18 protein-coding genes are annotated in these 17989 nt (G+C 43.2%); 16 read left to right on the top strand and 2 right to left on the bottom strand.

The features are described from left to right. Nucleotides 1–3: 3 nt before the first annotated feature. The 16 genes from ACOJQI_RS13420 to ACOJQI_RS13345 all read left to right on the top strand — a co-directional run bounded on the left by ACOJQI_RS13420 (nucleotide 4) and on the right by ACOJQI_RS13345 (nucleotide 15190). A complete protein-coding gene (locus tag ACOJQI_RS13420) occupies nucleotides 4–1473 on the top strand; it encodes an adenosylcobinamide amidohydrolase (RefSeq protein ID WP_421378648.1) in 1470 nt (489 codons plus the stop codon). Then, nucleotides 1470–2450 carry an adenosylcobinamide-phosphate synthase CbiB gene (cbiB, locus tag ACOJQI_RS13415; protein ID WP_421378646.1) on the top strand — a complete coding sequence of 327 codons (981 nt, stop codon included), beginning with the start codon at nucleotides 1470–1472 and terminating at the stop codon, nucleotides 2448–2450. The genes ACOJQI_RS13420 and cbiB overlap by 4 nt, the downstream gene beginning before the upstream one ends. Continuing rightward, nucleotides 2407–3471, top strand: coding sequence for a pyridoxal phosphate-dependent aminotransferase (locus tag ACOJQI_RS13410; RefSeq protein ID WP_421378644.1), 1065 nt, complete (start codon nucleotides 2407–2409; stop codon nucleotides 3469–3471). Before cbiB ends, ACOJQI_RS13410 begins: the two co-directional genes overlap by 44 nt. Further along, nucleotides 3456–4019 carry a bifunctional adenosylcobinamide kinase/adenosylcobinamide-phosphate guanylyltransferase gene (locus tag ACOJQI_RS13405; protein ID WP_421378642.1) on the top strand — a complete coding sequence of 188 codons (564 nt, stop codon included), beginning with the start codon at nucleotides 3456–3458 and terminating at the stop codon, nucleotides 4017–4019. Before ACOJQI_RS13410 ends, ACOJQI_RS13405 begins: the two co-directional genes overlap by 16 nt. Next, on the top strand, nucleotides 4016–4816 hold the full coding sequence (cobS, locus tag ACOJQI_RS13400) for an adenosylcobinamide-GDP ribazoletransferase (RefSeq protein WP_421378640.1): 801 nt from the start codon (nucleotides 4016–4018) through the stop codon (nucleotides 4814–4816). The genes ACOJQI_RS13405 and cobS overlap by 4 nt, the downstream gene beginning before the upstream one ends. Next, the gene (locus ACOJQI_RS13395) at nucleotides 4774–5430 is read left to right on the top strand and encodes a histidine phosphatase family protein (protein ID WP_421378638.1); all 657 of its coding nucleotides are present in this window, start codon (nucleotides 4774–4776) and stop codon (nucleotides 5428–5430) included. The genes cobS and ACOJQI_RS13395 overlap by 43 nt, the downstream gene beginning before the upstream one ends. Further along, a complete protein-coding gene (locus ACOJQI_RS13390) occupies nucleotides 5382–5807 on the top strand; it encodes a bifunctional adenosylcobinamide kinase/adenosylcobinamide-phosphate guanylyltransferase (protein ID WP_421378636.1) in 426 nt (141 codons plus the stop codon). The genes ACOJQI_RS13395 and ACOJQI_RS13390 overlap by 49 nt, the downstream gene beginning before the upstream one ends. A 41-nt stretch (nucleotides 5808–5848) precedes the next feature. Continuing rightward, nucleotides 5849–6448 carry a cob(I)yrinic acid a,c-diamide adenosyltransferase gene (locus tag ACOJQI_RS13385; protein WP_421378634.1) on the top strand — a complete coding sequence of 200 codons (600 nt, stop codon included), beginning with the start codon at nucleotides 5849–5851 and terminating at the stop codon, nucleotides 6446–6448. Next, nucleotides 6429–6920, top strand: coding sequence for an ECF transporter S component (locus ACOJQI_RS13380; RefSeq protein WP_421378631.1), 492 nt, complete (start codon nucleotides 6429–6431; stop codon nucleotides 6918–6920). Before ACOJQI_RS13385 ends, ACOJQI_RS13380 begins: the two co-directional genes overlap by 20 nt. Continuing rightward, nucleotides 6917–7633 carry an ATP-binding protein gene (locus ACOJQI_RS13375; protein WP_421378628.1) on the top strand — a complete coding sequence of 239 codons (717 nt, stop codon included), beginning with the start codon at nucleotides 6917–6919 and terminating at the stop codon, nucleotides 7631–7633. The genes ACOJQI_RS13380 and ACOJQI_RS13375 overlap by 4 nt, the downstream gene beginning before the upstream one ends. A 155-nt stretch (nucleotides 7634–7788) precedes the next feature. Beyond that, nucleotides 7789–9429: a M4 family metallopeptidase gene (locus ACOJQI_RS13370; RefSeq protein ID WP_421378625.1), complete on the top strand. Its 1641-nt coding sequence runs from the start codon at nucleotides 7789–7791 to the stop codon at nucleotides 9427–9429. Between the two features lie 330 nt (nucleotides 9430–9759). Further along, nucleotides 9760–10695 (top strand): LCP family protein, encoded by a 936-nt coding sequence (locus ACOJQI_RS13365; RefSeq protein ID WP_421378622.1) that lies wholly within the window; start codon nucleotides 9760–9762, stop codon nucleotides 10693–10695. A gap of 575 nt (nucleotides 10696–11270) precedes the next feature. Beyond that, nucleotides 11271–12113, top strand: a complete 843-nt coding sequence (gene proC / locus ACOJQI_RS13360) for a pyrroline-5-carboxylate reductase (RefSeq protein WP_421378618.1) — start codon at nucleotides 11271–11273, stop codon at nucleotides 12111–12113. 179 nt (nucleotides 12114–12292) lie between these two features. Beyond that, nucleotides 12293–13426 carry a glutamate 5-kinase gene (gene proB, locus ACOJQI_RS13355; RefSeq protein WP_421378615.1) on the top strand — a complete coding sequence of 378 codons (1134 nt, stop codon included), beginning with the start codon at nucleotides 12293–12295 and terminating at the stop codon, nucleotides 13424–13426. Nucleotides 13427–13479: 53 nt separating this feature from the next. Further along, nucleotides 13480–14742, top strand: a complete 1263-nt coding sequence (locus ACOJQI_RS13350) for a glutamate-5-semialdehyde dehydrogenase (RefSeq protein WP_421378613.1) — start codon at nucleotides 13480–13482, stop codon at nucleotides 14740–14742. A 64-nt stretch (nucleotides 14743–14806) separates the two neighbouring features. Then, nucleotides 14807–15190 carry a hypothetical protein gene (locus ACOJQI_RS13345; protein ID WP_421378610.1) on the top strand — a complete coding sequence of 128 codons (384 nt, stop codon included), beginning with the start codon at nucleotides 14807–14809 and terminating at the stop codon, nucleotides 15188–15190. Nucleotides 15191–15243: 53 nt separating this feature from the next. On the opposite strand, the gene ACOJQI_RS13340 is transcribed toward ACOJQI_RS13345, so the two are convergent. Together ACOJQI_RS13340 and ACOJQI_RS13335 are read right to left on the bottom strand one after the other, a co-directional pair. After that, nucleotides 15244–15987: a PolC-type DNA polymerase III gene (locus ACOJQI_RS13340; protein WP_421378607.1), complete on the bottom strand. Its 744-nt coding sequence runs from the start codon at nucleotides 15985–15987 to the stop codon at nucleotides 15244–15246. Between the two features lie 3 nt (nucleotides 15988–15990). After that, complete coding sequence (locus ACOJQI_RS13335) at nucleotides 15991–17904, bottom strand: DUF294 nucleotidyltransferase-like domain-containing protein (RefSeq protein WP_421378604.1); 1914 nt, start codon at nucleotides 17902–17904, stop codon at nucleotides 15991–15993. Nucleotides 17905–17989 lie beyond the last annotated feature (85 nt).

Below are 17989 nucleotides of genomic sequence, written 5' to 3'. Positions count from 1 at the left end.
CCAATGATAAGAGTAGAGAATCTGACAGGCGGCTACGGAGATGTAAATATTCTTAATAATATTAATGTTGAGGTCAAAGCCGGTGAATTCTTTGGTATTCTGGGTCCGAATGGATGTGGAAAGACAACCCTTTTGAAGATGATAAGCGGACTACTCAAGCCGGAAACCGGGAATGTCTTCATCGATGGAAAAGAAATTTCTGCTTATACAATGAAGGAACTCGCCCGGCTGATGGCGGTTCTTCCTCAACTTAATTCCCAGGCTTTCAATTATAAAGTGAAAGATACGGTTTCTCTTGGAAGATATGCTCATCAGACAGGTTTTTTTAAAAATATTACTGCTAAAGATGAGGAAATCATCGATACAGTTATGGAGCAGACAGGAATTACGCGATATAAAGACCATTTCCTCAATGAACTATCGGGAGGAGAGAGACAGAGAGTATTTTTAGCACAGGCACTTGCGCAGGAACCAAAAGTGCTCTTGCTGGATGAGCCGACCAACCATCTGGACCTTTCCTATCAAAAGGAATTGCTGGATTACTTGAAAAAGGCAACAAAGGAAACCGGTTTGACGGTCATCTCAATCTTTCATGATTTGAACCTGGCAGGGCTTTATTGTGACCGTCTCTTACTTATGGAAAAAGGAAGCGTTTCTATTGTCGAGCACCCTGATGAAGTGTTGAAGGAAGACCGTGTTTCCTCTATTTATAAAACGAAAATAGAGAAGAATTCACATCCGAGGGTGGCAAAGCCGCAAATGTACCTGATTCCAGAGAGTACTCAGGAAGATGAGGAAGTATGGGAAATGGATGATAGATATTTATCCGTCGGAGAAGAAATGATTACTTTGTCCCTTCCCCAGCCTGTGAAAACAATGTCATCAGGTGTATGCGGGGCAGGTGTAAGATGGACTTCCACCCTCGTCAACCGCCATGTGCCTGACACCTATAATTGTGATGATTACAAGGAGGATATGAAGAAGTTCTTGTTGGAAAAAGGATTGGACCCTTCACGGACAGTCGGGATGATGACAGCAGTGATGCTGGAAGATGTTTCTTTTAGAAAATTCACAGAGGGTGATTTGTCCGTTTTTGTCATAGTCACTGCCGGAGTAGGAAATGCGGTCGATATCTCACGGAACAGCAAGAATGCAGAAATGAAGCCAGGAACAATCAATACCTGGGTCTTGGTAAATGGCGAGCTGTCCGATGAGGCATTTATCCAGGCAATTGTTACAGCAACAGAGGCGAAGGTCAAGGCGCTGCAGGATGAATCGGTCAAGGACGAAAGCACAAATACCCTCGCAACGGGAACGTCGACGGACAGCATCTTGATTGGTGCCTCCCAACGCGGCGAGCCATTGCCGTTTGCAGGTCCTGTGACACAGGTCGGCCGGATGATCGGTACAGGAGTATATGAAACAACAAGGGAGGCAATCGCTTCTTATAAGAAAAGGAAGGGACAGCTGTGATCGTTCATATTGCTTCCATTACCCTGGCTGTTTGTCTAGATCGTATAATTGGGGATCCTCCGAACCTTCCACACCCGGTAAGATGGATGGGAAGCCTTATCGCTTTCCTTGAAAGAGTTTTGAACAGAGGAACCAATAGAAAACGAAAAGGAATATTCATGCTTGGTCTTCTTTTGGCCCTCGTCTATTCTATTACTCTGTTTTTGACAATCGTAATGTATAAGGTTCATCCGGCTGCAGGCATTATGTTGGAAGGAATCATCATTTCTACCACTATAGCCTCTAAAAGCTTAAAAAAAGCAGCTATGGAAGTCTTTAATCCCCTTGTTAAAGGAGATTTGCAAGAGGCGAGGAAAAAACTTTCTTACATCGTAGGAAGGGATACAGAGAGCCTTGAAGAAAAGGATGTTATAAGAGGAGCTGTTGAAACCGTCGCTGAAAACACCTCCGATGGAATTACAGCTCCTTTATTTTGGGCATTGATCGGGGGAGCTCCCTTGGCCATTGTGTATAGGATGATAAATACCTGTGATTCCATGGTTGGATACAAAAGTGATCGGTATCTTGAATTTGGATGGGCTTCGGCAAAGGTTGATGACCTTGTCAACTGGCTGCCAAGCAGGATCACAGCTGTTGTAATGATTGTTGTCTTTCCTTCCAAATATCATGATAGATTGGAAGCCTGGAAGATCACAAGGAAAGACAGCAGGAAACATCCAAGTCCCAACAGCGGCTGGGGAGAAGCGGCTGCTGCTGTTATCCTTGGAATCAAACTTGGCGGAAGAAACTATTACAAGGGAATGGTCTCTGATAGAGCCATCATGGGAAAAGAAATAGTCCCATTGAATAATGAGCATATCAGGAAAACAATAAATTTAATGGAAAGGACCGTCTTCGGTTTTTATATCTTTCTGTTAGTGGGAGGAATCCTCATTGAATCTGCCTTTACATGGGTCCAATCCGCATTATTTATATGATGCCTTGAACATACCGATGCCTGAGAGATGGTCGGACTTCTCTGTGAATCTAAACCCTCTTGGTCAACCGGACTCTTTGTCTGCATTATTATCGAAGGGGGCAATAGATTTCCGTGATTACCCTGATCCCATACATACCAGCCTGAGGAGAAGAATCTCTATTTCAGAAGGGATTGACCCAGGAGGGATCATCGTTGGCAATGGTGCTGCCGAAGTCATCCATATGATTGCCTGCCTTCTGCGCGGGAAGAAAGTGGCTGTCGTGCATCCCGCTTTTTCGGAGTATGAACTGACATGCAGAGCTTTTTCTTGTTCTATTGAACACGTAATACCCTCCTTGATACCTGAGTTTGAAGATTTTGCAGGTGCAATAAAGGCATCTGATGCCATTTTTATTTGCAATCCTAATAATCCAGCCGGGACTGTAATGGATCCCGTCCTCTTAGAAGAAATCATTGGATATGCAGAAGAGAATGATTGCCTCGTAATTGTGGATGAGGCCTTTCATGATTTTCTTCCTCAGGGAGACAGCTGCAAAAAGCTGCTTGGTGTGCATTTCAATCTGATCATCCTTCGCTCGATGACCAAGATGTTTTCAATGGCGGGTATTAGGCTGGGCTTTGCCTTGATGGCAGAAGAGCTGAAGTCCAAGCTTGAGAAATACCAAACTCATTGGAGTGTCAATAGTTTCGCTCTATGTGCAGGGGAAATCTGTCTTGAGCAGCAGGATTTTGTTATGAAGACCAGGGGGTATGTTGCAAGGGAAAGAGCCAGAATGTTCTGCTTCTTAAAAAAGAATGACTTTTCTTTTTCACGTTCCCAAACGAACTTTTATTTAATGAAGGATAACCGCACCGAACAGCAAATAGATTTGATTATCTTTCTGCTTAAAAATGGAATTGTCCCAAGACATACATATAATTTCAGAGGGCTGGAGGGACGATGGCTCCGAATGGCCGTGAAAGATGAAGAATCAAACAATCTCTTGATGGAGGTACTGGAAAAATGGCGGGAGAACTGATCTTCGTCTGTGGAGGAGTGCGCAGCGGAAAAAGTACATTCGCTGAGGAAGTGGCTGTTTCACTTTCTAGGAGAAGCGGGAACTCCCTTCATTATATAGCCTGTGGAAAAGCGGTAGATGAGGAAATGAAACAGAGGATCAATAGACATCAATGTGATAGAAAGGAATCTCTTGCAAAATGGAAAACATGGGAAAAACCTACTTCAATAGGTGAACTTGCTGACCGGTTTACAGAAAGAGATATCGTCCTTGTGGACTGTATAACCACACTGGTGACGAATGAGCTTTTTGGAGACGGAACTCCAACAAAAGATGTCATTGGAAAAGTAATGAAGGATATTGAGGGAATTGTTTCTAAAGCCGGGAGCGTCATACTTGTCAGCAATGATGTATTTTGTGAACCCCTGTCCGAAGTTGAACTCGTCAAGCGCTTTGTCCGTAACTTGGGAACGGTTCATCAGCAGATTGCAGAAAGAGCTGAGAGAGCCTATTCTGTGAACAAGGGTATCGCTGTCATGAAAAAAAGAGAGAGGAAAATGGGTGGATGAAAATCAGAGAATATCTTCTTGGGCTCATGATCGACTTGCAATTTTTCTCTACACTCCCTGTACATCGTTCCATCAACATGGACCGCCTTTCAATAAGGCGCGCTGTCATGATGTTTCCTTTTTTCGGTTTGATTTTAGGGGTCATAAATGGATTGATATTTATCATTCTGAGTGAGTGGACTCCGCTTTCTCCTTTGGCTTTATCTTTTGTCATTTGGATCCTGCCAATCTTGTTGACAGGCGGGATCCATCTAGATGGATGGATGGATACTAGTGATGCTTTCTTTTCCTATCAGGATAAGGAGAAAAGGCTGGAAATCATGAAAGATCCCAGAGCAGGCGCCTTTGCTGTCATATCTGTGATTGTCCTGCTGGCTTCACGCTTTCTGTTTATCTATGAAAGCCTTGTACATACCATTTTTGGAATGGCAGTTATAATAGCCATAATCCCGGTTTTCAGCAGAAGCGTGATGGGCTGTCTGATGGTGCTCTCCGCAAGTGCAAAAGAAGAGGGGATGGCCTTCTATTTTAAAAAACATACAGAACCCCGATTGCTTTTATCCTATCTGATTCCCTTTTTGTTGATGGGTCTCGGATTGTTAATGTTACTGCCTGAACTTCTGGTTATCTTCCTCTCATTTATCACACTGACTGTAATGGCAGGCTATTGGATCAGCAGACAAACAGTGAAATTATTCGGTGGTATGACCGGGGACACATTGGGAGCTTCAGTAGAAGGAGTGGAGGTGCTCTTATGGATGGCAGTATGGCTATCGGCTTATATCGGCATGCAGTAACGGAAGAAAATCTGGCGCGGCAATATGTCGGTTGGCATGACGCCCCCTTGGTTATTGCAGAAAGTTTAAGATTGAAGGAAATCGCTGGCCGATATCCTGAATATGATCTTGTTTTCACAAGTGATCTGAGAAGATGCAGGTACACAGCAGATTTGCTCTTTCAGGACACGCCCATAATCGAAAGTCCTTTGTTAAGGGAAATTCACTTTGGCGAGTGGGAGACTAAAACTTACGAAGAACTTCAAGGTAAGAGGGTTTATCGGAATTGGCTAGAAGATCAAAGCCTTCCCATTCCAGGGGGTGAAAGCCTGGGGGTATTTGAAGAAAGGCTTGAACAATTTTGGTCGAACCTTTTCAGTGACAGTCACGCCCCGGAAGTTGCAGCAAACTATATACATAGGAAACATAAGGATCTCAGGATTGCTTTTGTTACCCATGGTGGAGTGATCAGGTATTTCCTGAGTAAATGGGTGGCGGAAACCAAAGCATTCTGGGAGTGGAAAATTCCTTTTGCCGAGGGGTATGAACTACATTGGACAGCTGAGGAATGGAGGGAGAAATCAAGATGCAGTTCATTACTGGAGGTACCTTCAACGGAAAGTCCAGGTGGGTAAAAGAAAATATCGACAGGGAGAGAGAATGGCTGAAGCTCTTCCATTCTGAAACAATGCCCCATCCAGCTGGGTATGAAGGATTGGTCGTCATGGAGGGGCTGGAGTATCTTGTTTTATCAGAACTCAGAAAAGGAAGAAACGGTGATGATGTCAGGATGGATTTCCTTTCATTATTTCTGAAATGGAAAAGCTGGGAAGACGTGTCAGCGAACGAGATTATATGGATCGGTTCTGATATCAGCAAGGGAATTGTACCGATTGAGGCAGAGACCAGGCTTTGGCGGGATGTGACCGGATGGGTTTATCAGGACCTGGTACGGGAATCAAAGGAAGTCTATGAAATTTGGTTTGGGCTGCCGACCCTTTTGAAAGGGTGAATGGCAGATAGGAAAGATTATTTAAATAGGGGGTAATCAAAGTGAAAATATATAGCAGAAAAGGCGATAAAGGAAGAACAAGCATCATCGGAGGGCGAGTAGATAAAGATGATTTAAGAGTTGAAGCCTATGGAACGATTGATGAATTGAACTCATTTGTAGGCAAAGCCGCTTCGGAACTTGACGATGAAAAATTTGTGGATATACAGGCAGACCTGGAAAGAATTCAACATGAGTTATTTGACTGCGGCGGGGACCTGGCAAATGCAACAGATAACATTCCTATGAAACTTACACCTGAGTCTATCGATTATCTGGAAGAGAGAATAGATGAATATATTGCGGAAACTCCTCCTTTGGAGAAATTCATTCTGCCTGGTGGTTCAGGACCGGCAGCGACGATTCATATCGCCCGTACTATTACCAGAAGAGCTGAACGGCAGATTGTCAGTTTGGTTAAATCCGAAGCATCGATTTCAGAAGTTACACTCCAATACATAAATCGTTTATCAGATTACTTCTTCGCATTGGCGAGAGCCGTCAATCACCGTCTTGGTATAAAGGATGTTGAGTACGAGAGAAGTGCAAATGTATTTTCTTCAAAACCAAAAAAGGTTCAGAATGATGAAGAAAATCAATAAGGTTACCTTGTTGGCATTATTGACCGCTTTAAGTGCAATCGGCGGTTTAATGAAAATTCCTGCAGCCGCAGGGAGTGTGGCTCTGGATTCTCTTCCGGCACTTCTTGCAGCGTCCATAATGAGCGGTGGGGCAGGAGCGGTAATTGCTTTCTTCGGCCATCTCGTTTCTGCCCTGCTAGCAGGAATGCCTTTGGGTGCCCTTCACCTATTAATAGGAACTGAAATGGCTGTATCCGTTTGGTTGTTTGGTTGGATCTTTCATAGAAATTTTCCAGTCCCCGCTGCAGGTTTATTTTTTATCATGAATGGATTGATTGCGCCACTTCCTTTCTATTTTCTTATCGGGAAGGAATTTTATCTGGCGATTCTGCCTTCACTATGCATTGCAGCATTTCTAAACCTAACAATCGCTCATTTTGCTTACCCGCCATTAAGTAGGATTTTTCAGCTTAGGACAGGGGCAGTGCGATGAGGGATATAAGCCGCATACCATTTTCAAACGAAGAAGAATTCATCATCGGTACAGATAACAGTGGAGGAGTTGGAACGAAGGAAGAAGATGCCGTACAAGCAGAGGATTGTCTTACTGCGTATTTTGCCACAAGGGTGGCTTTGATGGAGGTCCTTTCTGCAAAAGGGATTCCCTTTGCAATCCTCCTTCATAATTTCTCTGGTGATGATAGATGGGAGAGGTATATAAAAGGCATTGAAAAGGCTAAAGAAGAAGCGGGGTTAGAAGGAATTCCTATTACAGGGAGCAGTGAGTCCAACTTTCCTTTGAAACAGTCTGCTATTGGAATCACGGTTCTGGGCAGAAGAAAGATTTGTTATAGACCCCCGCTGTCTGAGAAACGGGAGTGTTATGCGGTTATCGGGCAGCCGTTAGTGGGGCAGAAGGTACTGGAACGAATCGACGAAGCCGCTCCATTACCATTGTTTACCGCATGCTGTCGAAGCCCTTTTATACTGGACATTCTACCCGTAGGATCAAAAGGCATATTTGAAGAATTGAAAGTCTTAAGCGGAAATAATGGATTAATAGACAACAAGGTTTCTTGTGGATTGGACATTAAAGTATCGGGTGGACCTTCGACATGTTTTCTCATAAAATTTAATGAAGAAGACAGGCATTTAGCAGAAGCGCTGGCTGGCTCTTTCTATCACCCGATACTTATTATGCAGTAAATGCTTAATTTCAGGAAAAGTTTCCTTGTTTAAGCATCAGAATGCAAATAAAGGATGTCTAAATTCTAGTATTTTCACAATAACAATCATCCTCCTCTCATGATACGATTTTATTGACAGAAAGTTCCGTCAATAAAAAGGAGGAGGATTTTTTTATGAGTAAAAAGAAAATAGTTAGCTTAACATTGGCGATGGGTCTGGCAGGAAGCATGTTTGCCAGCGGTTCATTCGCTGCCCCCAACATTTTGTCCCAATCAAATTTAAATGAAAAACTGGGAACTCCTGAATTCATTTCCGGTCAACTGACGGCTCCATCGAAAAAGCCACCAAAAGAAATTGTTTTCTCCTACTTGAATGATCAAAAGCAGAAGTATAAATATGGGAAGAATAAAGCGGAACAGTCCTTTGAAGTGATTGATACGACGACTGATCAATTGGGCAATACAATTGTAAGGCTGCAGCAGATGCACGACGGTCTCCGTGTATGGGGCTCGACACAGTCGGCGGTAGTCGGAGAGGATGGGACATTGAAGGCAATATCGGGAACCACGATCCCTGATATTGAAAAAAAGGCAGCCCATGAAGATAAAAGCAGTAAAAAGGTGAATGCTAAAAAGGCAGAAAAGATTGCTTTGGCTGACTTAGGTTTCACTCCTGAACTTGAAAATCCTATCCAACCAGAAATGGTTATCTACACAGACGGAGAAAAAGCATATAAGGCCTATCTCGTTAATCTGAATTTCCTTGCTCCAAAACCGGGGAACTGGAACTACTTCATCGACAGCCTTACAGGAGAAATCATCAATAAATATAATGATCTCCATGAAGTAACTGGTACGAACCAAGTCGGTACAGGAACAGGGGTCCTCGGCGGTACCAAGCAGCTGAATACAACTCTCTCGAGCGGTTCCTATTATCTTCAGGATAATACACGGGGAGGAGGAATCATGACATACAATATGAACAACAGGACCTTTTTCCCTCAATTTTTCCTTCCTGGCTCCCTGTGGAAGGACTCAGATAATGTTTTCAATCAGGCATATGATGCAGCAGCAGTGGATGCACATTATTTTGCCGGAGCAACTTATGATTACTATAAGGACGTTTTTGGAAGGGATTCCTACGATAATAATGGGGCACCTCTCAAATCTTCCGTCCACTACAGCTCGAACTACAATAATGCTTTTTGGAACGGTTCCCAAATGGTATACGGGGATGGAGATGGCAGTACATTTGTCCCGCTGTCAGGCGGACTAGATGTGGTGGCGCATGAACTAACACATGCGGTGACAGATTTCAGTTCCGACCTGGTGTATCAAAATGAATCAGGTGCCCTGAATGAAGCCATTTCGGACATTTTCGGCACGCTTGTTGAATTCCATGAAAATCATGATCCTGACTTTGAAGTTGGTGAAGATATCTATACACCAGGCACGGCTAATGATGCTTTAAGGTCGATGAGCAATCCTTCTAAGTATGGGGATCCTGACCACTATTCCGTCCGATATACCGGCACTGGCGACAACGGAGGAGTCCATACCAACAGCGGAATCATTAACAAACAGGCTTATCTGCTGAGTGAAGGCGGTTCACACTATGGTGTAACTGTAACGGGGATTGGAAAAGAAAAGCTGGGAGCGATTTATTACCGAATGAACACCGTCTACCTGACTTCATCTTCTACTTTCAGTCAGGCACGGTCAGCAGCTGTCCAGGCAGCAGCCGATTTATATGGAAGCAGTTCCCAGGAAGTGCAGTCGGTCCAACAGTCATTTGATGCAGTAGGAATCTACTAAATATGTTGGAAAGTGAATAATTATTATTGACCAGTTCCATAACGTCAGGCACCAGTTCTTAACTGGTGTCTTTTTTATATATAATAAGGAAGAAACCCGAATCTTCTATCGGTGATAAAATGCCTTTTTTACACGGCGGGCAAAATAAGTATTGTTATTTTCATCCCAATGCTATACAATCACTTAGTAGTTTACTAGTGAAACTTTTTGTGCTGAATTTCGTCTAATCTACTAGATTTATGATGAAAGAAAAAATTAAGGCTTATTTTCGCAGATCTTGCCGATTTAATCATTGCAGTGGAAAAAAGCCAATGTAAAGAAGGTGCATGTATGAATTCACGTTTGGAATATAAAAAGAAAAAGAAGAGGAGAGGACTGAAAATCGTTCTTTTCCTATTACTCATGATAACAGTTTTAGTCGGATATGCAGCTGTTCAGTTCTATCAGGGTACACAGCTTGCTTCCGGGGAAAGCAATACTCCTAAAGCGGAAAATTATACCTTTAACGGAGTCAAGGACAAGAATGGCCGTATCAATGTCTTGCTTCTTGGCGTGGACAGCCGCGGTGAAGAAAAATCAAGAACAGATACGATGATGATTGCCCAGGTAGATCCAAAAACAAATGAAACAAAGCTGGTCTCCTTCATGAGGGATATGTATGTAGAGATTCCAGGGTATCAAAATTATAAGCTCAATACCGCATTTTTCCTGGGCGGTCCTGACCTTTTGAGACAGACCCTGAAGCAAAACTTTGGTGTGGATGTCCAGTATTATATGATTGTCGATTTTAAAGGCTTTGAACAATCCATTGATGTACTGGCTCCAGAAGGAATCGAAATTGATGTCGAAAAAGCCATGTCGGAAAATATCGGTGTTTCACTGCAGCCGGGACTGCAGAATCTGAACGGTAAAGAGCTTTTAGGGTATGCGAGGTTCCGTAAGGATGCAGAAGGGGACCATGGACGTGTAAGAAGACAGCAGGAAGTCATAACAGCTGTCAAAGACGAAGCTTTGAGCCTTGGCAGTGTGACAAAGCTTCCGAAGATGATCGGAGCAGCACAGCCGTATATTGAGACAAACATGAGCAAACTCGACCAAATCGGTTTGGTTAAAGACATCCTGTTAGGAAACAGCAGTGAAATCGAAAAATTGACCATTCCAGTTGAAGATTCCTTTACGGATGGCTATTATGAGCATGCAGGTTCTGTACTGGAAGTCGATTTTGAAACCAACAAGGCAGAGTTACAGGAATTTCTGAATCAGTAATGTAGGTGAACCGGGTGATACAGACCCGGTTCTTTTTTTATGACCAGTTTACGGCTTTGAAAAATGAAAATAGAGTTACTATTTTTTGTATACTTTGCACTGAGAATTTAGAGTCATACGGTTTGATTAGAATGAATCTCCTGAAGATCCTTTTTTAGTGATTGTAGCGGAAGGTGTGCGATCTCCTGCGGGACTAGCGGGCAGGTGAGACCCCGCAGGCAAAGCCGAGGAGGCTCACCGCCCGCCCCGCGGAGTCGTGCACCTGGAGCGGAAATCATAAACCGGTTTTCATACAGAAATTACAGGTTCTTTTTTTATTCCTGAAAGCATAGTCCGAAAAAATTTAGAAATAAAAATCTCTATATAACGGCTTGAGAAGGGAAATACAGGGATTATTCTCGGTTTGGACCGCTCACGAATAAATGGAACCGCTTACACTAACTAATTCAACCATATACACTAAACATTGTGCTAAACACTTGATTATGATTTTGTACGTGTTACGATTGTAAACGTTGAAAAAAGAGCGAACAAAAATACGAACAAAAAAAGAAATTTATTGGGAGAGGATATTTTTGCTAAACAAACAAACGGTTGCTTTTTTAGGTGCAGGTAATATGGCAGAGGCCATGATCTCGGGTATGGTGGAATCAAACAAAATCCCTGCAGAACAAATTATCGTATCAAATAGAAGCAATCAAGGGCGTTTACAAGAGCTTAAAGCAAAATATGATGTTGCAGCTATAACAAAAGACAATCTAAACTTTGATGAAATAGATATGCTGATACTAGCAATGAAACCAAAAGATATCGACGCAGTATTGGAATCGATTAAAGACCTTGTCAATCCGAAGACAGTCATTCTTTCTGTATTAGCCGGTATTACTACAGAACATATGGAATTGGGGCTTCCTGAAGGCCAAAAGGTCATCAGAGTGATGCCTAACACATCCAGTATGATGAGAGAATCGGCAACAGCGATATCTGCAGGAGAAAACACAACAGGAAAAGACATGAAGGTAGCTGCTGAATTACTCGAATGCATCGGTGAGGTTTATACAATAAACGAAGAGAAAATGGATATCTTCACTGGGATTGCAGGCAGCGGGCCAGCTTACTTCTACTATCTGATGGAACACATTGAAAAAGCCGGAAAAGATAGCGGTCTTGATCCGGAAGTAACACGCCAGATCGGAGCCCAAACCATTTTAGGTGCAGCGAAAATGATCATGGAGCGTGAGGAAACACCCGCACAGTTACGAGAAAATGTAACTTCCCCGAATGGAACCACAGCAGCTGGTCTTGACGCACTAGCGAAATTTGGCGGAGGCGAAGCGATTGCTCAAGCCGTCAAAGGTGCTGAAAAACGTTCAAAAGAAATCAGTTCCCAATTCAAAAAGGTGCTTGTCGCCAATTAATTCAACATATGAAGGGATTCTTCGCTGCACTAACGCATCACCGCAGCGGGGGACAGTCCCTCAGCGCACTAACATTTTAGCGAATTAACGCATTAACGCACTAAGAGGGACAGTCCCTTTTAATGGTTTAGTGTACTAAAGCAAAGAGATATAAATAATTATTTTACAGGAGTGATAAGATGTCTCCGGACACCAAGAAGAAGCGAATCGTAATCAAAATAGGAAGCAGTTCTTTAACAAGCCTTCACGGGGAGATGAGCCGCAGAAAGCTGGAGCGCCTGACAGATGAAGTCGTACGCTTGAAAGATGATGGCCATGAGGTATTGCTCGTTTCATCCGGTGCAGTAGCGGCCGGATACAGAAAGTTAGGATGCCTGACACGACCAAGCACACTTCCGGAAAAACAAGCAGCAGCATCTATCGGTCAAGGATTGTTAATTGAGGCATACTCTGATCTATTCTTATCAAATGGTTATGTAGCTTCTCAAATTCTCATCACGAGGAGTGATTTCTCTGATGAGAACCGATACAATAATGCGAAAAACACAATCAACGTACTGCTTGAACGCGGAATTATCCCGATTGTCAATGAAAATGACACCGTCACAATTGACCGATTGAAATTCGGCGATAATGACACGTTATCCGCGAAAGTGGCTGGACTGGTGAACGCTGATAAGTTGATCATACTGTCAGATATCGATGGACTATATAATGATGATCCGCGTAAAAATCCAGAGGCGGAACTTCTAGAAGAAGTGAATGAAATTACTCCTGAAATTGAAGATATGGCTGGTGAACCCGGCAGTTCGGTCGGAACGGGCGGAATGCGTTCAAAAATCGATGCTTTCAAAATCGCGATGGCATCAGGAATTCCAGCGTTCCTTGGAAAAGCCGGAGTTGCTAACATTATCTATGACGCAGCAAATGACGCAGCGAAAGGCACTTATTTTGAAGCGAAAGAAGATGTTATCAATCTCGACACCAAGAAACAATGGATTGCTTTCAATTCAGGGCCCGAGGGAGAAATCACGATTGATAATGATGCCAAAGAGTCCATCCTTGAAAGCAAGAAGAGCTTAGATGCCACAGGGATCTATGCCGTCAAAGGAAGATTCAAGAGCGGTGCCGTCATCAGAATTTCCGACATCAATGGAGAAGAAATCGGTTTGGGTGTCGTAAACTATGATTCTGATGAACTGAAGAAACTCAATAAGATGACTGAAGAAGAACTTGAAAAATATGAATATGCAGCAGTAGAGATCGACCATCTGGTTTGTCACGTGGAAGTACCGATCCCAGTTGGTGTCTAAGAAATCATTCTTATAATAACCGAATAAAACAACTTACTATATGGAGGTATTGGATGACTTTAACAGCCAATAAAACGAATGTAGAAGAACAAGCGATTGCAGCAAAGAAAGCAGCAAAATCACTATCTTTATTAACGACAGAAGAGAAAAACGCAGCTCTTTTGACACTTGCTTCAACATTGGAAGAACAATATGAAACCATTTTGGAAGCCAATGAAAAAGACCTCAGCCGCGGCCGTGAAAAAGGTTTTGACGAAGCTTTCATGGATCGCCTGTCTTTATCAAAAGAACGTATCTTTGATTTTGCGAATGGTCTTCGTGAAGTTGCTGAACTCGAGGATCCTACAGGATTGACAGTCAGCGACTGGACACTGGAGAACGGTTTGGATGTAGCAAAAGTAACGGTTCCTCTGGGTGTTATCGGAATGATTTATGAAGCACGTCCAAACGTAACAGTGGATGCGACGGGTCTTGCATTGAAATCAGGTAATGCCATTGTTTTAAAAGGCGGTTCAAATGCCATTACTTCAAACAAAGCGATTGTAGACGTTATGCATAATGCTTTGGAAAATACGAAGATCCCTAAAGAAGCAGTACAGTTCATCAATACAACTGACCGTGAAGCTACACAGCAGCTGTTTACTATGAAAGAACATGTTGACGTGCTGATCCCCCGCGGAGGAGGCGCACTCATCAATGCTGTTGTCAATAATGCAACGGTGCCGGTCCTTGAAACAGGAGTCGGAAACTGCCATATCTACATTGATAAAGATGCAGATGTACAAATGGCGCTTAATATCCTGGTTAATGCAAAAACAGATCGCCCTGCAGTTTGTAATGCTGCCGAGACAGTGATCATTCACCGTGAGTGGCTTGCAGAAAATAAGGGACAGCTGATTGAAACATTCAATAAGCATAACATCACTGTGCATGGTGATGAGCATGCCTGCGAAACGATTCCCGGATGCACTCCAGCAGGAGAAGAAGACTGGGCAAATGAATACCTGAGCCTGGATATCGCTGTAAAAACAGTGGACACTGCTGCAGATGCCATCAACCATATCGAACAATACGGTACAAAGCACTCTGAAGCAATCGTAACGGATAATGCAGAGACTGCTAAGATGTTCATGACACTTGTTGATGCAGCAGCAATCTATCACAATGCTTCCACTCGCTTTACTGATGGAGGAGCTCTCGGCTTTGGTGCAGAGATCGGTATCTCCACACAGAAACTACATGCACGCGGACCGATGGGACTGCCTGCACTGACTACAATAAAATATATGATGACTGGTAACGGCCAGATCCGATAAAACTTGAGTGAAAAGTGCCCCTTATTTAGGGGCGCTTTTTTTATTTGTTTGGGTTCATCAGGATTTGGACAGAGGCGGACATAAGATACAGGAAGGAGTCGCAATTCCGGCCGAATCGGGACATCACAGGGGTTGGAAGGGGAGACAGAGTCGTAATTCCGGCCGAATCGGGACAGCACAGGGATTGGAAGGGGAGACAGAGTCGCAATACCGGCCGAATCGGGACAGCACAGGGGTTGGAAGGGGAGACAGAGTCGCAATACCGGCCGAATCGGGACAGCACAGGGATTGGAAGGGGAGACAGAGTCGCAATACCGGCCGAATCGGGACAGCACAGGGGTTGGAAGGGGAGACAGAGTCGCAATTCCGGCCGAATCGGGACAGCACAGGGATTAGAAGGGGAGACAGAGTCGCAATTCCGATCGAATCGGAACAGCACAAGAGCTAAAAAGGAGGAAGGAGTCACAAAAAGAGACAGCCCGCCGGCTGCCTCTTTAAAATTCAAGCCCCTGTTCCTGCAACTTCATGCAGTTCTTTAATCGTCTCAATCTTGTTCGCTTTACATAATTTAATCAGTTCTTGAAAAATCTCCGCTGTCATGATTGCATCATTCAATGCATGGTGGCGGGTTCTTTTGGCAATTTGGAACTTTTTCACCAGGTCATCCAGGTAGCATTCCTGTTCATTCAGCAGCTCTTTGGCAAGTGCGTAAGAATCAATGAATTCTGGATCAAAAGAGGGAAGGCCCCACTTGCCGATTCGTTTTTGTAGAAAATTAATATCAAAAGAGGCCGGATGAGCAACGAGTATGGTTCCTTTACAGAAATCCAGAAACTCCTTTAAGCCCACTGGCAAAGTCTTCGCTTTGATGAAATCAGCTCTTTTTAACCCAGTGAACTTCTTAGTTTCAGCTGAGACGGTCTGCAGCGGGTTGATGACTTCATAGAAGGTCTTTTTTTCGAGAATTTGTTCTCCTTGCATTTTTATCGCACCGATAGAAACGATTTCATCACCTATTTCCGGGAAGAATCCCGTTGTTTCAAGGTCAAAGATCGTAAAAATGCAATTCTCAAGATATTGCTGCTGAAGAAGGGGCTTTTCTTCTTCAAATTCCTTTAGCATTGAATTCAATTTTTGATATGAAGGATTTTTCTTTGCTTTCTCCACTTGTTTTTTAAATAAATATCTATGCCAAAAATAATATTTCAAAATTCGGTATCCTACATTAAATTTAGCATCACTCATAATTTAAACCACCCGGTTACGATTGAAGCTGATCTCCATTACTTGCTGCATTCGATTTGCGATTTGAAGTGCTTCTCTAAGTTTTCGTTTATCTTCTTTAGAAATCTGATCAACTGGCAACTCATTTGTAAGCTCACGATTTTCAGCCAGTTCAGAAAGGTTTTGATTCAAACGGTAGTACAGCAAGTAGTGAAGTGCTGTTTTCGTATTCTCTGCATCTCTAGGGTGGAACACTTTCTTTTCCTTCAATGCTTCCAGGCGCTGGACAGTGTTCACTTCCTTGATGCCATGTTTAATGGAGTGGATGCGGACCATATTGACGATTTGCATTAAACCTGCTTTCTTGATGTTAAACCGTTTGTTTCTGCCTTTAAGGTTGATTCTTCCCAGGGCGTTGACGGGAATGCGGAAGCGTATGGCGTCCTTTCGCAGCAATTGCTGCAAGTTCAGTGATTTCCTGGCTTTTTCAGCTATATAGCTGCGGATATCCTCTGCAAGACTGTAGTCGCCGAAGATGGGGCGGAAATCATAAAACATCGTGAAGCTTTGAACTTCTTCCGCATCAATTTCATGAAGCCAGTCATCTATAGCTCTGAGCCATTCCTTGTATGATTTACGCCATTTCAGTTCCTTGGCCATGATTCCCCCGGTACATTCATGAAACCCGCAGAGAGTCAATTTGGTATTGATTTTTTCTGTAAACCGTTCAAAGTAACTTTCCACTGCACCCGCATTGTCAAGATGGGAATAGTCTGAAAGGATAATGCCGTTATCCTGATCGGTGTTGAAAGATTGCTCACTTCGGCCCTGGCTTCCCATTACGATGAAGCAGTAGTTTACAGGAGGGGAGCCGAAACCTTCCTGAATCATCTCTGTTTCAGAAAGCATAATGACTTTACGGTAGAGCCGGTCATTATAATTGGTTAAAACTTCACTAACGTTATAGGCAAAACTGTCTTGATCAAGCAAGCTGCTGATAAAGGATGTGAACGTACTATTCTCAATTGGAGATAAAGGGATAAGGTCTTCTGTGCTTGAAGCCGACGTTATGCTGTAAGACAGATCCAGATAGCTGGAATCATGGATGTTCACAAAAGAAAGTCCTGTCAATATACCTACAACAATGCCATTTCGCAGAACAGGGACAAACTTTGCCCCTTCATATCTGAATAGGGACAATGCTTCATAGGCAAAAGATTCATCCCTTACCCAATAGGGCTTCCTGTTCATCCACTCTGAAACGGAAGGAGTTTCTTTGCTGCTGGTTAAAAAGCGGAGGATATCCGTTTGAGTGACTATTCCTTTTAGAGCCGATTCCCTGTCGGTTATAACAAGCGCTTCCACTTCTTCATCAAGCATTTTTTGAGCAGCTTCTTCCATTGTGGCTTCTTTAGGGAGCGTGACGGGAGAATCCATCAGGACATTGACTCTGGTGCGGAATAAGGATAAGTCAGCTGAATCTTCCTGAGATTCCTTATACTTAATCTCATCATAAAGAGTTTTCATGCGGTTCCCGACACTTTCAAGGATGATCTGGGAAAAGTCCTGGTTATTGGTCAGCATATCGAAGAAAACCTTCTTATTAAAACGGAATAATGTGCATTCTTCAATTGCCTGTACGGAAAAACTCATATCCCCGCTAGTCCAGAGAATCATAAGGCCGACGAGGTCACCGGGATAGTAATATCGCAGAGAAACCTGTTTTCCGGATGGCCTGTGCAGTACATTCTTGGCCGTTCCGGAGATTAGGAAATAAACATCCAGTTCTTCCTGTGATTCATTTTCGTGAAATATGAACTCGTTCTTGGCATACTTCTGGAACTGGGCATGCGAGACTAAATATTCTAATTGATCTTCAGATAAGTGGTCAAACGGGTATGAAGCTTTAATCATATTATGAAATTCGGCTTTATTCACTCTTTCAGCCTCCTTGTGCATTTCTTTCGAGCCCTTCTTTTAATCAGCCGAAGTAATTAGGGATTATTCAAACCGCTACTGAAGG

The organism is Bacillus salacetis, from assembly GCF_049177075.1.
GTDB classification, from domain to species: Bacteria; Bacillota; Bacilli; order Bacillales; family Bacillaceae_B; genus Rossellomorea; species Rossellomorea salacetis_A.
This window is presented reverse-complemented; position numbering and strand designations above follow the sequence as displayed.